The organism is Rhodococcus sp. OAS809, assembly GCF_040546695.1.
Classification (GTDB): domain Bacteria; phylum Actinomycetota; class Actinomycetes; order Mycobacteriales; family Mycobacteriaceae; genus Rhodococcus_F; species Rhodococcus_F qingshengii.
On record NZ_JBEPOI010000002.1, the window covers coordinates 5,512,392 to 5,525,987 of the forward strand.

Consider the following 13,596-nt stretch of genomic DNA (forward strand, 5'->3'; position numbering starts at 1 on the left):
TTCGTGAAGCGTGTAGTCGGACTTGTTGCAGCAGGTGCCTTTTCGCTTGCCCTGGTGACCGGTTGTAGTTCCTCCGATAATTCTTCGTCGGAGACGTCGTCGGCCGCTCCGACCACAACCACTTCCAGTGATAGTGCCACGGGAAGCATCACCGTCTTCGCAGCGGCGTCACTCAAGAACAGCTTCACCGAACTCGGCAAGGAATTCGAGTCCGAGAACCCCGGTTCATCGGTCACATTCAGCTTTGCCGGGTCCTCGGACCTCGTCGCTCAGATCACCCAGGGCGCACCGGCTGACGTGTTCGCCTCGGCTGACGCCGCCAACATGACCAAGGCCACCGACGCCGGCGTCGTCGCGGGGTCGCCCTCGGACTTCGCGAGCAACACCTTGACGATTGTTGTGCCGCCGGGCAATCCGAAGGGCATCGCGTCGTTCGCCGATCTGGCAAAGGAGGGGACGCAACTGGTGATCTGCGCTCCGCAGGTCCCTTGTGGCGCGGCTACGAAGAAGGTCGAGACGGCCACAGGCGAGACCCTCTCGCCCGTCAGCGAAGAATCGTCGGTGACCGACGTTCTCAACAAGGTGACGTCCGGGCAGGCCGATGCCGGCATCGTTTACGTCACCGACGCGAAGTCCGCTGGTGACAAGGTTCAGACCGTCGCGTTCCCGGAAGCCACCACGGTGGTCAACCTGTACCAGATTGCGGTGCTGAAGGATTCGAAGAATTCGGAAACGGCAACGAAGTTCGTCGATCTCGTGAAGGGCCCCAAGGGCTTGGCAGTTCTGGGTGACGCGGGATTCGCTGCTCCGTGACACGCCTACGACCGTCAGCCCGAGCCCCGCTCGGGTTGCCGGTATGGATTTACCTTCCCGCGCTGATCGGCGGGGCGTTTGTCATCGCGCCCTTGGCGGCGATGCTGGCCACCGTGCAGTGGTCGCAGTTCTGGGAACTCGTGACTTCCGAATCGTCGGTTGCCGCGTTGAAACTGAGTTTGAAGACAGCAGCGATGAGCACGCTGCTGTGCATCCTGTTCGGGGTACCGATGGCCGCGGTGTTGGCGCGCAGTCATTTTCGGGGACTGTCCGTTCTTCGATCCTTGATTCTGCTCCCGCTGGTTCTGCCGCCAGTGGTGGGCGGTATCGCGTTGCTGTACACGTTCGGGCGCAAAGGGTTGATCGGTGAGCAGTTGGAAGTGCTCGGCATCCAGATAGCATTCTCGACAACCGCGGTGGTCCTGGCGCAGACGTTTGTCGCGCTACCCTTCCTCGTCGTCAGCCTCGAAGGTGCGCTACGCACTGCGGGCACACGATACGAGGCTGTAGCCTCGACGCTCGGAGCCCGCCCGACCACCGTGCTTCGCCGGGTGACTTTGCCGCTGGTGCTTCCCGGTCTGGTGTCAGGGGCAGTGCTGGCTTTCGCTCGCGCACTGGGGGAGTTCGGTGCAACGCTGACGTTCGCGGGAAGTCTGCAAGGGGTCACGCGTACCCTGCCGTTGGAAATCTATCTCCAGCGTGAGACCGATCCGGATGCAGCGGTAGCGCTTTCGCTGGTGTTGGTCGTAGTCGCGGTGGTCATCGTGGTTGCGGTGCGTGGACGCGGATCGGCGGGTTCGTTGTGAGTGGCCTCCACGTCGACATCGAGATTCCGGAGCGCGATGTCGTTGCGATGTTCGACGTCGCGGCCGGTGAGGTGACCGCTGTCCTCGGACCGAACGGCGCAGGCAAGTCGACGGTACTGGCGGCGGTTGCCGGACTACATCACCCGCGGCGTGGGTTGATCGAACTGAATTCTCGCGTTCTCACCGATACCGGTAGGGGAGTCGCGTTGGCGCCGCATCGGCGCGGCACTGCTCTACTCGCGCAAGAGGCACTTCTCTTTCCCCACCTCAGTGCGGCCGCGAACGTGGCGTTCGCGCCGCGCAGTGCAGGGAGGTCGCGTCGCGATTCCGCCGATTCCGCGCGCCACTGGCTCGACGCAGTCGACGCCGCCGAATTGGCTGACCGCAAGCCGTCACAGCTCTCCGGCGGTCAAGCGCAACGAGTCGCAGTGGCGAGGGCATTGGCTGCTGAACCCGAACTACTCCTGCTCGACGAACCGATGTCTGCGCTCGACGTCGCCTCCGCCCCGGCATTGCGGTCGTTGCTGCGTAGAGTGCTCCGAACAGGAGATCGCACGGCCGTGCTCGTCACGCACGACGCTCTGGATGCGCTGGCCCTTGCCGACACCGTTGTCGTGCTGGACGGCGGCCGGGTCGTCGAACGTGGTGACGTACGAACAGTTCTGACTCGCCCGCGTAGTGCATTTGCAGCACGCATCGCAGGGATCAACTTGCGCAGCGGCACGATCGCCGGAGACGGAATGCTCAGAAGTCCGGTCGGGGTGGATATCGCGGGCCAGACGGAGACCGACTTACCGGCCGGCAGTGCCGCCGTGGCAGTCTTCGAGCCGCGAGCAGTGTCGGTCTACCTGGATCCGCCTCACGGGAGCCCACGAAACGCGTTTGCGGTCACGATCGCGGAGATCGAAAATCGAGGCGATGTCGTCCGAGTCCGAGCCGAGGACGAAGCCGGCCAGCCGGGCTTGTCTGCCGACATCACGGCGAGCGCAGCGGCCGAGCTCGATCTGGTTCCGGGATCGGCCGCTACGTTTGTGGTCAAGGCCACCGAGACGCTGATTTATGCGCAGGGCGCAGGCTCGTAGACGTCCTCTATGACCGAATCCGCATAGAGGGCTGCAATTTCGGACGCGTACTTCTCGGCTATCGGCTTGCGCCTGAGCTTCATCGTCGGTGTCAGCTCGTCGCCGCCTGGCTCCCAGAACGTGGTGAGTACGTGAAACCGCTTGATCTGCTCGGCCCTCGACAGACGCGAGTTTCCCTCGGCGACAGCAGTTGCAACGATGTCGACGATCCGAGCGTCCTTGGCGAGTACCGCGGCCTCGGCCGCAAGTCCCAGTGAGCGTGCCGCTCCGACCGCGGCGTCGGCGCTGAGAGTGATCAACGCTGTGTTGAACTTTCGGCCGTCTCCGATTGCCACGACCTCACCGATCAACGACGACGACGTCTTCACTGCGGTCTCGATGGTAGCGGGGGACATGTTCTTTCCCGACGCATTGATGATCAGCTCCTTCTTGCGATCGATCACCGTGAGGTATCCGTCTGCGTCGGCCGTGACGATGTCTCCGGTCGAAAGCCAACCGTCTGCACTGATCGCTTCGGCCGTTTTTGCCGGTTCGCCGCGGTACCCCTTCATGACCAACGGTCCTCGAACCAGTAGCTCACCGTCCGCCTCGATGCGCATTTCCATGCCTGGAAGCAACTTTCCGACCGTTCCCAGCTTGGTCGGCTCGGCCGGTGCGGTGCTCGCAATGCATGTCAGCTCGGACATTCCCCAGATCTCCGAGATCGGAACTCCCAGGGCTGCAAAGAATGCCAAGGTGTCCGGCGGAATCGGTGCAGCGCCAGAGATGGCCCACTTCAGTTCGGCAAAACCGAGTTTCGCACGCAGAGCGGAGAGGACCATTGCATCGGCTCGGGCGTAGTCCGCTTCCAGTTCGGCGGGGACTGTTTCACCGGCTCGCAAGTGTGCGAGCCGAGTGCGACCGACGTCGAGTGCCCACTGCAATGCCGCTCGCCGCGCGTCGTCCGGTTCGTTGGCGACGGCCGATTCGACTGCAACCTTCAGCTTTTCCCACACACGGGGGACACTGCCCCAGATCGTGGGGCGACAGTCCGGAAGCGCAGCCGCTACCTGGCTCGGATCCGGCACGACAGTGATCTGGGTGCCGAACACCATTTGCATGTACAGGCAGGTGAGCCGATCGGCGATGTGCGCCGACGGCATGTACGAGGTGATGCGGTCACCGAACTCGACGGGGAGTACAGCACTGACGGCGGTGGTTTCGAACAACAGACAGGCATGAGTCGTCTCGACGCCCTTGGGGTTGCCGGTCGTGCCGGAGGTGTAGATCAACGTGGCGACGTCGTTCGGTTTCACCGCACGCCAGGTGCTCTCGAAATCGAAATCGGCGGCAGCAGAGGACTTCATCTGCTCCAGCGTCAGGGTGCCGGACTGCTGGGCAGACGGTTGCGCGTCGACGACCACGATCGTGTCGAGTGTGGCACCGGAGCGGCGAACGGTATCCACGTACTGGGCCTCGCAGACGAGCACTCGCGCACCGGAATTGGCGAGGATGTACTGGATGGCTTCGGGTGCCGACGTGTTGTAGATGGAGAAGGATGTCGCGCCGAGGTGTTGGGCGCCGACGTCGATCGGGTAGAACTCGATGCGGTTACTCATCATCAATGCAACCGTATCGCCATGTCCCACGCCGATTCCGGCCAATCCCGCGGCAACATCGCGAACCTGTTCGCCGTACGCGCGCCACGTCAGTGTTCGCGCATCGCCGATGTCTCGCAAAGCCACCGCGTCGGGCGCTACCGCCGACACTCGCTGGAAGGCTGCACACAACGTAGTCATGATGTTCTCCTGGATGCCTTTGGCAGGGCTGATGCATTCGTCGGGGCCGCAGCGGTGGTTCTGTCTTCGAGTTCGCGGATCAGGTCGTGTGCCTGTTTGTCTTTTGCCAGGTAACCGTCGGCAAGGACATTGATGAATCCGCGTCCCCACGCCCAGGGTTCCCAGGCAGCGGGGGCAAGGGTCCGGGCGGCGCGGCGCGCGATCGCGTCGGCGATCACGGTGGCGGCACGGTCCGGGGAGATTCGATGACGGAGGGGACCGGGTAGTCGAGCGTCGAGTTTGCGGCCGATCTCGTCGTCGTCGAGTGTGGCGCGTGCAAGTTGTGTATCCACCATCCCGAAGTACGCGATGCCGGCAGTAGCGCCGTAGCCGGCAACCTCGAGACGCAGCGCCCGGCCGAGCGCTTCGACCCCAGCCTTGCTGATCATGTACGAAGCGCCGCCCAAACCGGGGGCGAACGACGCCGCCGATGACACGACGACGATGTGCCCACTGTTGCGGATCACCTCGTCGATGGTCGGATGCACGGTGTTGAAGACGCCGGTGAGATTGACGTCGAGCACACGATCGAAGGCGTCGGGATCGATCTGGCGCAATGTTGCCGGGGGAGGGGTGATTCCGGCGTTGGCCACTACGACGTCGATTCTGCCCAGCTGCTCGATGATCGTTTGCACGGCTGCGGTCATGCCGTCCCGATCTCGGACATCGGCCGTCACCGTCACGACTCGCTGTGACTCGAATGAGCGCTCGGCCGTTGCCAATGAACTCTCGTTGACGTCGACCAGTGCCACGGTGGCCCCACGCCGGTGGAGAGTGCGCGCCAGCGCTGCACCGATACCGTCGCCTCCACCGGTGATCAGTACGACCTTCCCGGCGACGTCGTAGTCGATTCGGCGTCCGGGCAGTGGAATGCCCAGATCGCGGACTGTTCCCGCAATTGCGGACAAGCGTCCCGTCATTGCTTCAGTGCCTTCCGTGTAGCGCGCGGATGAGAACCTTGACCAGCCAGTCGATTCGGGCGGTCCTTCGAAACGTCGTCAGTGGTAGGGGCGAACGGAATCGTTGCCGAGTCGTCGAACGAGCGTAGGTGAACTCCTTCAGACCATCTGGGCCGTGAACGCGTCCGAAACCAGATGCTCCGACCCCACCCAGTGGCAGGTTGGGAACCGCGGCATACATCACGTAAGAGTTCACCGACGCTCCTCCGGATCGGAGCCGATCGGCAACAGCCGCTCCGTCCTTGCCGAACACGCTTGTTCCCAATGCGTATGGCGACGCATTGACCAACTCCACCGCCTCGTCCATCGAGGCGACCTTGGTGATCGTCATCGTCGGGCCGAAAGTTTCCTCCGTGACGGCGAGGCTGTCTTCGGGGACGTCGACCATGATGGTCGGTTGCACGTACTGGCCGGAGATCGAGCCGAGCCCTCCGAGAACGACACGTCCACCCCGCGACATCGCGTCGTCGATGTGGCGCCGGATTACAGCCACTTGCGAGGGCATGGTGATCGGACCGATCTTGTCTTCGGCACCCGGACCCGCATGAACTCGGGCAGCCAAAGTGATTGTCTTGTCGATAAACTCGCCGTAGACATGTTCGTGCACGTATACACGCTCGACGCCCAGACAGGTTTGACCGGAGTTGGACAATGCTCCCCACACCGCAGCATCCGCGGCGGCACCGACATTTCCGTCGGCATCAAGGATGAGCGCGTCCTTACCACCACATTCCATCAATACCGGTGTGAGGGTCTCGGCGCACGCTGCCATGACTTTCTTGCCCGTCGCGGTCGATCCGGTGAACCCGATCTTGTCGACACCGGCCAGGCACAGTGCCGCGCCGACCGAACCATCGCCCGTGACGACCTGCAGCACAGGATGTTCAGGGACGACCTCGGCGAAGGCGCGGCCCAACCATTGCCCGACTGCCGGTGCGAACTCACTCGGCTTGTAGACCACGGCGTTGCCTGCAGCCAGCGAGAACGAGAGCGAACCGAGTGGGGTGAAGACCGGATAGTTCCACGGACCGATCACACCGATCACCCCGAGAGGTCGATACTCCACCGAGGCGGCCTGATTGACCGTCAACAAACTGGAGCGGACGCTGCGCCTGCCCAATACCTTTCGGGCATTCTTCGACGCCCACGCGAGATGTTCTAGTGCCATGGCGATTTCGAGCATCGCGTCAGGGTGCGGCTTGCCCATGTCCCGGTGCACGACGTCGGCGAGTTCGGATGCGCGACGAGCGATGATTCCTCGCCACCGATCCAGTCGACGAGCGCGTTGCTCGAATGTCAGTTCTGCCCACCATTCGGAAGCAGTACGGGCGTCGCGCACTGCCTGTGTCACCGTGTCGTCGGACGCCTGTGTGGTCGTGTCGATCTCGGTCGCCGTCATCGTGGAGTTCCTTGAAGTGTGTGGTGGACGGCGCCGTCGGCCCAGCCGCGGGTGACGCGTTGGAGGATCGGTCGGGACAGAGTCAGAATGGGGGCGAACCACGGCTGCGCTTGCACAGCGAACGTCCAGGTGAGGCGGCTGCCAGTCGAAGTCGGTTCCAACACCAGATCTTCAGCGAAGCGTTTGAACCCCGGAAGTGACGCCGACTCCACGTAGAACGACATCCGGCGCCCCTCGTCCCAGCGGAAGAATCGCTCGTTCAGTGCAGCAAAAGCGCCGGCTCGCACGGTTCGCGTAGTCCCGACGCCGAATGGTCTGTCCGAGGTCCAGTCGGCTCCGGTGATCCCGTGCGCCCACGACGTGAGCGCTCCGTCCGAGGTCAACGTCTGCCACAAGCTTTCACATGTCGCTTCGGATTCGATCCGGTGAGTGATCACCAGCGGAGCGGAGCGGATGAAGGCTGCGTCGGCCGCAGAAAGAGAGAATTTTCCCTTCACAGGTCCACCACCAAAGGCCCACCGGTGGAACGTGATCGACAGGTCAACATCGAACCAGTACGTTCGGATTCGGTGAGGAGGGTGTCTCGATGCTCGACGGTCCCGGAGAGCACCCGGACCTTGCATGTACCGCAGAAGCCCTGTTGGCATGAATACGCTACTCCGGGAAGTACGCGTCGTATTGCAGCCAAGGCGCTTTCGGACTCGCCCACATCGACGGTGAGACCGGTGCGCGCCAGATGCACCGTGAACTCCTTGCCGTCGACTACCGGGAGTGGGGAGAACCTCTCGCTGTGCACCGATCCGGTCGGGTTGGCGGCGAAAGTTGCCGCACGCACCGTGTTCATCAGCGGAACCGGTCCGCACGTGTACACCGCGGCACCGGGATCCGCAGCAGCGACGAGTGTTCCGATATCCGTCGGACCCAGCTCGTCGTCGGGTCGGATGGTTACCCGGCCGCTGGAATACTCCTCGATCTCGTTCAGGAATGGCATAGCTGCCCGAGTTCGTCCGAGATAGTCCAATCGCCACGGGACTCCGCGGCGGTGACAGCGTTGCACCATGGGAAGTATCGGAGTGATCCCGATTCCGCCCGCAACAAAGAGGTACGACGGAGCAGTGACAAAAGGAAATGCATTCCGCGGCCCTCGTACGTCGACAACCATTCCGGGTTTCAGCGACTCGTGTATCTCGCGGGAGCCGCCCCCGCCTTCGTCGATCCGCCGGACGGCGATCCGATACGAGGTCAAGTCGTCAGGGTCTCCGCACAACGAATACTGTCGTTGCCTTCCCGAGGGGAGAATGACGTCTAGGTGAGCGCCGGGAATCCACGACGGCAGGGTGATTCCTTCCCTCGGGGTCAAGGTGACACTCAGGACGTCTGCGCACTCGAACCGGACGGACTTCACGTCCAGCGTCATGTCGAATCCGCTGTAGCGGACCGGGTTGGGACGCGAAAGTATCTGCGCTGCAGGACTTGACGCAAAGATTCGACGGTATGCGCTCGTCGCCTGTGCGGCAATCCTCAACGACCGGGTCGGTGTGAAGTCTTGTGCGTCGTGAGGACGGTCGGCAGTCGTCTTGTTCATCCTTCACTCTTTTCGGAAGAACGATTGGCGGCAGGTGAGCGAGCGAGGTAGCGCATGGCTACGTCCATGTCCCCGATCTGGGACGGATGGAAGCTCGGCCGCAGATACGGAGGAATCTCGGTGATCAGGAATTTCATGTTCGGGACCAGGCCGCGGCGAGTGGCGCTGATCAGTTGCAGAGGCCACAGGCGGCCCTTCGCCTTCGACGGGTCCTGCCGGAAGAGGTAGTTCATCGAGGCGATGAACAACACGAACAACGTGAAGCTGGCGAGCAGCGCCGTGCGAACGCGTCTGGCGTAGCTACCGTCCACGTACATGTAGGCGTCGAAGGCCACGTTGCGGTGCTCGACTTCCTCGGCGCCGTGCCACTTGACCATGTCGAGCATCGTCGGGTGCATGCCGGCATCTTCGAGGGCGGGATCGGTGAGCAGCCATTCCCCGACCACCGCCGTGTAATGCTCCATCGCGGCAAACAAGCCGAGACGTTCACAGAGCCAGGCGTGCTTGGCTTTTCCGGTCAATCCTTTGTCGCCCAATATCTTGTCCACGAGCCAGTCCATCCGGCGTGACATCGGTTTCATGTCCATGCCGAGGTCCGCAAGATGCTCGCGTGCACCTTTGTGCGACGACGCGTGTGTTGCTTCCTGTCCGACGAATCCCACCACCTCTTCGTGCAGGCGGGGGTCCTCGATGAGCGGGAGCGCTTCGGCGAGCGTTGCGGACATGGCCCGCTCTCCCTCGGGCAACACGAGATGCATGAAGTTGATGACGTGGGTGACCATCGGTTCGTTCGGCACGTAATGCAGTGGTACGCCGTCCCAGTCGAATTCGACGTCACGGGCGGCGATCGCATGTGCTTCGTCGGTGTAGCGGCGCGCGCCGGACGGTGCGACGACGGGTGTGCCTCGGAAGGCGTTGATGCCGAGCATTATCGGCTCCTCACGGTTTCTCGGGCAGTGGTGAGTGATTCGGACGAGACGGGTTGTACTTGCGCGTAGTGAGCGAGGTCGGCTCGTTTGGTCCTGGTGCGGAAGGATCGGTTGAATCCGGGATAGAAGGTGTAATTGCGGCCGCCGTCGACGAGGTAGTAACTACTGCACCCGCCGGCGTTCCATACGCTGGTGGCGAGTCGGCGGTCGGTCGCGCGCACGAACTCTCTCTGCACGTCTGCCCGGACGTCGATACTGCCGATGCCGCCCTCGTCCATTTGAAGAATGCAGCTCACGATGTACTCGACCTGCGCTTCGATCGTGACGACCTGCGAGGTGTAGACCACGGAATTGGGGCCGAGGATCATGAAGAAGTTCGGAAACCCGCTGATGGTGGTGCCGAGGAAGGCCTCGGCACTGCCGTTCCACGTCTGCGCGAGGCTGCGGCCGTCCTTGCCCCGGATGATGTCGAACGACGGGTTGTCTCCCATACGAAAGCCGGTTCCCATGACTATGGTGTCGACTTCCCGGAAGGCGCCGTCCGCGGTGAGGACTCCGCGCTCCTGCACCTCGACGATTCCGTCCGTCACCACCTCCACATTGGGTGACGCCAGCGCGGGATAGTAGGTGTTCGAGAACGTCGGACGCTTGCATCCGAATGCGTAGTGGGGGAGCAGCTTTGCGCGAAGCTCCGGGTCCCGCACCTGCCGGCGAAGGTGTGCTCGGCCGAGTGCGGCCAGCCCTTTGAGCAGTGACGGCTTGTACACGAATCCGGGTACCAGGGCTTCTTGGAGCAGGTCAAGTCCCTTGCGTGCCAGTCGTTGGGTGAGCGGCACCCGCTCGAAGAGAGCGCTCGGCCAGCCGGTCATCGGCTGATCCGGGTGCGGCAGGATCCACGTCGGTGTCCGCTGGAACACGGTCAACGTGTCCGCGAGCGGTTGCAGTCTGGGGATGATCTGCACCGCAGAGGCACCGGTGCCGACCACGGCTATCCGCTCACCGCGAAGGTCGTGGTCGTGGTTCCAGTCCGCGGTGTGGAACATCTGACCACGAAACGATTCGAGCCCGGGAAGGTCGGGTGTGGCGGGGGCACTGAACGGGCCGGTGGCCGCGACCAGGAACTGTGTCTCCCACACGGTTTCCGCAGTGTGTACCCGCCAGATCTGGGCTTGCTCGTCCCACGAAGCTTCTGTCACGCCCTGATTGCAGTGGAAATGACCGGCCAGTCCGAAGCGATGGACGCAATCCCGGAGATAGTCGTAGATCTCGGGCTGTAGCGGATACAGCCGCGTCCAGTTCGGATTTGGCGCAAACGAGAACGAGTACAGAATCGACGGGATGTCGCACTGTGCACCGGGGTAGGTATTGACCTGCCAGGTTCCCCCGGGCTCCGCGGCACGTTCCAGAACGACGAAGTCGTCGATCCCGGACTGCTTCAAGCGGACAGCCGTTCCGATGCCGCCGAAACCGGCTCCGATGACGACGACTCGTGTTCGGCGAGTTCGAGTTTCCTCGTCACCGGCCGATGGCCCCGAGGTTGGGTCGATGTCGACCATGTGTGACGCCTCCTGATTGGTGCGTGAACAACTGAACGAAGAGTAAGTCTGACATCAAGTGATGTCAACAGCGGTTGATGTCAGAATTCAACTGATTGACATCGGGCGATGTCAGTTCGCTTGCGGAGGTCGCCGCGATAACCTGAGGTCGAGAGCGCTGCCGGTCAGTGAGAACATGGGGACATGACGGATACCGAGGCTCGGCGCACCGGCCCGCGCAGGTGGCGTGGGCAGGAACCGGAAGATCGCCGCGCCGCGCGCCGGACACAGCTGATCGAAGCCGGGTTGCAGATCATGGGCACCGAGGGAGCGGCCGCCGCGACCATGCGTGCGACCTGCCGCGAGGCCGCGCTGACCGAACGGTACTTCTACGAGAGCTTCGCCAACCGTGACGAACTGCTGGTCGCCGTGCTCGACGAGGTCGTTCTCGGTGCGCGTGACACTATTCTGGACGCTCTCGAGGCGGCGCCTTCCGAACCGTCGGCCCTGATCCGCCACGTGGTGAAGGCCTTCACCAACTACGTATTCAAAGATCCTCGACGTGGACGCATCATGTTCGTCGAATCCCAGGCGGAACCTGCGCTGTGGGATCGAGGGCGAGAATTGATGGCGGAGTTCACGAATCCGATTTCCGCGTCGCTCGAGCTGATGTACGGCGGCGAGGCAACCGACTCCGCGAACTCCGAACTCAATTCAGTGGGGCTGTTCGGTGCCCTCGCGTTCATCTATCAGGCGCACACCCCGTCCTCCAAGATCTCTCGAAAGCGTTTGGTGGAGCACATTTCGCTCATGGTCGAGGCGCAGGCGACGGTCAACAGCACGCCTGCGAGAAAAGAATGACGTCCGCGTCGGCCACAGGCGGAAGGCGTCTCGGTCCCGAAGACCGGCGTGAGCAGATCATTGTCAGCGCGGCAAAGGTTTTCGAGGAGAAGTCTTTTGCCGACGTCTCGATGACCGAGTTGGCCAAGGCGGCTGGGGTCGGACGTCCGCTGCTCAATCATTACTTCGGCTCCAAGCGGGAGTTGTATCTCGACGTCGTGCGGCGGTTCGTCTTCATTCCCGAAGTGGCGGTGGACCGCATTCCGCGATCGGCGAGCCAGGAGAAGCGGATCGGCGCCGTGATCGATCGGTGGCTCGACGTCGCCTGGCGTCATCGCGACATGTGGATCTCGACAGTCATGTCCGACGACCTCCGCCGTGATCCCGAGATGGATCGGATCCTGCAGGATGCTGACGACGTTGCTGCGCGACGCATGATGGATGCGCTCGAGATTCGACCGAGTGAAGGCAGTGAGGCTGCTGTTCATTCGATGATCGTGGCGTACGGAGGCTTGGCGAAGGCCGCCAGTAAGCAGTGGTTGGTGACGGGAGCGCTCGACCGCGAACAGGTGCACCTTCTGCTGGTACGCAGTTTGCTCGCCATCGTGCGTGACGTTCTGCCGGCGTGCGAGGCGGATTCCTGATTGCTCAGAGTGATCTCGCCACGAGGTCCTTCATGACTTCGTTCGATCCGGCGTAGATTCGCTGAATACGAGCGTCGGCATACATCTGAGCGATGGGATATTCGAGTATGTAGCCGTACCCGCCGTGTAGTTGCACGCAGCGGTCGATCACGGCGCACTGCTGATCGGTGAGCCAGTACTTGGCCATCGCGGCGATAGTCGCATCGAGCTGCCCGGCAAGGTATTTGACGATGCAGTCGTCGATGAACGTTCGTGAGATACGAGCGATGGACGCGCACTCGGCAAGTTCGAAGCGCGTGTTCTGCAGATCGAAGAGCGTTTGCCCGAACATGTTTCGGGATTTGGTGTACTCGACGGTGAGGGCGACTGCACGCTCCATTGCCGCAGTGGCTGCAACTCCGCAGATCAATCGTTCGGGCAGTAGCTGCTGCATCAGCTGGGCAAACCCTGTGCCTTCGCGGTCCCCGAGCAGGTTTGTTGCAGGCACCCGCAAGCGGTCGAAGAACAGCTCGGTGGTGTCCTGGCCCTTCTGTCCGACCTTCTCGAGTATTCGCCCGCGCTCGAAACCCGGTGTGTTGTCATCGACCTCGGCCACGATGAGCGACACTCCACGCGCTCCGAGGCTGGGATCGGTCTTGGCGGCAATGATCACCAGATCACAATTGCGACCGTTGGAGATGAAGGTCTTTGCGCCGCTGATCAGATAGTCGTCACCGTCGCGGACGGCTCGGGTGGTGATGTTCTGCACGTCGGATCCGGTGCCGGGCTCGGTCATGGCGATTGCGCCCACCCACTCGCCACTCACCAGTTTCGGTAGCCAGCGCAGTTTGTGCTCGTGATCGGCGTAGGCATTGAGGTAGTGCGGCACGATTCCCGAGTGCACGCCGAGTTGGAGTGAATGATCACCCGCCATGACCTGCTCGTGGAACAGCACGGCGTCGTGCGCGAAAGTTCCTCCTCCGCCGCCGTACTCGGTGGGGATCGACATGCCGGCGAGCCCGAGCGCCCCGAGTTCTCGATATGCGGATTTGTCGGGAAAACCTTGGGACGCGAAGCGTTTCTGATGCGGTGTGACGTGTTTGGCGAAGAAGTTCCTTGCCAGGTCGGCCACGGCCTCCAATTCGTCGTCCATCCACGGGGACCGTCGTTCTGCGGTCCGGGTTGCGGTAGATCCTTGCGTCATCGTG

The 13,596-nt window shown here is 62.6% G+C and carries 13 protein-coding genes; 5 read left to right on the top strand and 8 right to left on the bottom strand.

Annotated elements, in window-relative coordinates; all coding sequences use genetic code 11:
• Positions 1 to 3 precede the first annotated feature (3 nt).
• Genes modA through ABIE52_RS28890 form a run of 3 tightly spaced genes read left to right on the top strand, consistent with a single transcriptional unit; the run spans position 4 to position 2,701 of the window.
• Entirely contained in the window at positions 4 to 813 is an 810-nt protein-coding gene (gene modA / locus ABIE52_RS28880; RefSeq protein WP_042451258.1) for a molybdate ABC transporter substrate-binding protein, read from the top strand.
• Positions 810 to 1,619, top strand: coding sequence for an ABC transporter permease (locus ABIE52_RS28885; RefSeq protein ID WP_007733547.1), 810 nt, complete (start codon positions 810 to 812; stop codon positions 1,617 to 1,619). Before modA ends, ABIE52_RS28885 begins: the two co-directional genes overlap by 4 nt.
• Entirely contained in the window at positions 1,616 to 2,701 is a 1,086-nt protein-coding gene (locus tag ABIE52_RS28890) for a sulfate/molybdate ABC transporter ATP-binding protein (RefSeq protein WP_192712261.1), read from the top strand. Before ABIE52_RS28885 ends, ABIE52_RS28890 begins: the two co-directional genes overlap by 4 nt.
• Here the strand turns inward: ABIE52_RS28890 and fadD11 are convergent.
• Genes fadD11 through ABIE52_RS28925 form a run of 7 tightly spaced genes read right to left on the bottom strand, consistent with a single transcriptional unit; the run spans position 2,677 to position 10,946 of the window.
• Positions 2,677 to 4,479 (bottom strand): fatty acid--CoA ligase FadD11, encoded by a 1,803-nt coding sequence (gene fadD11 / locus ABIE52_RS28895; protein WP_192712262.1) that lies wholly within the window; start codon positions 4,477 to 4,479, stop codon positions 2,677 to 2,679. The two genes, ABIE52_RS28890 and fadD11, sit on opposite strands and share 25 nt — an antisense overlap.
• Positions 4,476 to 5,438 carry an SDR family oxidoreductase gene (locus ABIE52_RS28900; protein WP_042451253.1) on the bottom strand — a complete coding sequence of 321 codons (963 nt, stop codon included), beginning with the start codon at positions 5,436 to 5,438 and terminating at the stop codon, positions 4,476 to 4,478. The genes fadD11 and ABIE52_RS28900 overlap by 4 nt, the downstream gene beginning before the upstream one ends.
• A 4-nt stretch (positions 5,439 to 5,442) precedes the next feature.
• Positions 5,443 to 6,876, bottom strand: coding sequence for an aldehyde dehydrogenase family protein (locus tag ABIE52_RS28905; protein ID WP_192712263.1), 1,434 nt, complete (start codon positions 6,874 to 6,876; stop codon positions 5,443 to 5,445).
• Positions 6,873 to 7,373, bottom strand: coding sequence for an SRPBCC family protein (locus ABIE52_RS28910; protein WP_007733538.1), 501 nt, complete (start codon positions 7,371 to 7,373; stop codon positions 6,873 to 6,875). The genes ABIE52_RS28905 and ABIE52_RS28910 overlap by 4 nt, the downstream gene beginning before the upstream one ends.
• Positions 7,370 to 8,461, bottom strand: a complete 1,092-nt coding sequence (locus tag ABIE52_RS28915; RefSeq protein ID WP_162113735.1) for a PDR/VanB family oxidoreductase — start codon at positions 8,459 to 8,461, stop codon at positions 7,370 to 7,372. Before ABIE52_RS28915 ends, ABIE52_RS28910 begins: the two co-directional genes overlap by 4 nt.
• Positions 8,458 to 9,390: a metal-dependent hydrolase gene (locus ABIE52_RS28920; protein ID WP_003940129.1), complete on the bottom strand. Its 933-nt coding sequence runs from the start codon at positions 9,388 to 9,390 to the stop codon at positions 8,458 to 8,460. The genes ABIE52_RS28915 and ABIE52_RS28920 overlap by 4 nt, the downstream gene beginning before the upstream one ends.
• Positions 9,390 to 10,946, bottom strand: a complete 1,557-nt coding sequence (locus ABIE52_RS28925) for a flavin-containing monooxygenase (protein WP_192712264.1) — start codon at positions 10,944 to 10,946, stop codon at positions 9,390 to 9,392. The genes ABIE52_RS28920 and ABIE52_RS28925 overlap by 1 nt, the downstream gene beginning before the upstream one ends.
• A 183-nt stretch (positions 10,947 to 11,129) precedes the next feature.
• Here ABIE52_RS28925 and ABIE52_RS28930 point away from each other — a divergent pair, with 183 nt between their 5' ends.
• Together ABIE52_RS28930 and ABIE52_RS28935 are read left to right on the top strand one after the other, a co-directional pair.
• Entirely contained in the window at positions 11,130 to 11,786 is a 657-nt protein-coding gene (locus tag ABIE52_RS28930) for a TetR/AcrR family transcriptional regulator (protein ID WP_007733534.1), read from the top strand.
• A complete protein-coding gene (locus ABIE52_RS28935) occupies positions 11,783 to 12,409 on the top strand; it encodes a TetR/AcrR family transcriptional regulator (protein ID WP_030535343.1) in 627 nt (208 codons plus the stop codon). The genes ABIE52_RS28930 and ABIE52_RS28935 overlap by 4 nt, the downstream gene beginning before the upstream one ends.
• 4 nt (positions 12,410 to 12,413) lie before the next feature.
• Here the strand turns inward: ABIE52_RS28935 and ABIE52_RS28940 are convergent, their stop codons facing one another.
• A complete protein-coding gene (locus tag ABIE52_RS28940) occupies positions 12,414 to 13,592 on the bottom strand; it encodes an acyl-CoA dehydrogenase family protein (protein ID WP_192712265.1) in 1,179 nt (392 codons plus the stop codon).
• Positions 13,593 to 13,596: the final 4 nt, after the last annotated feature.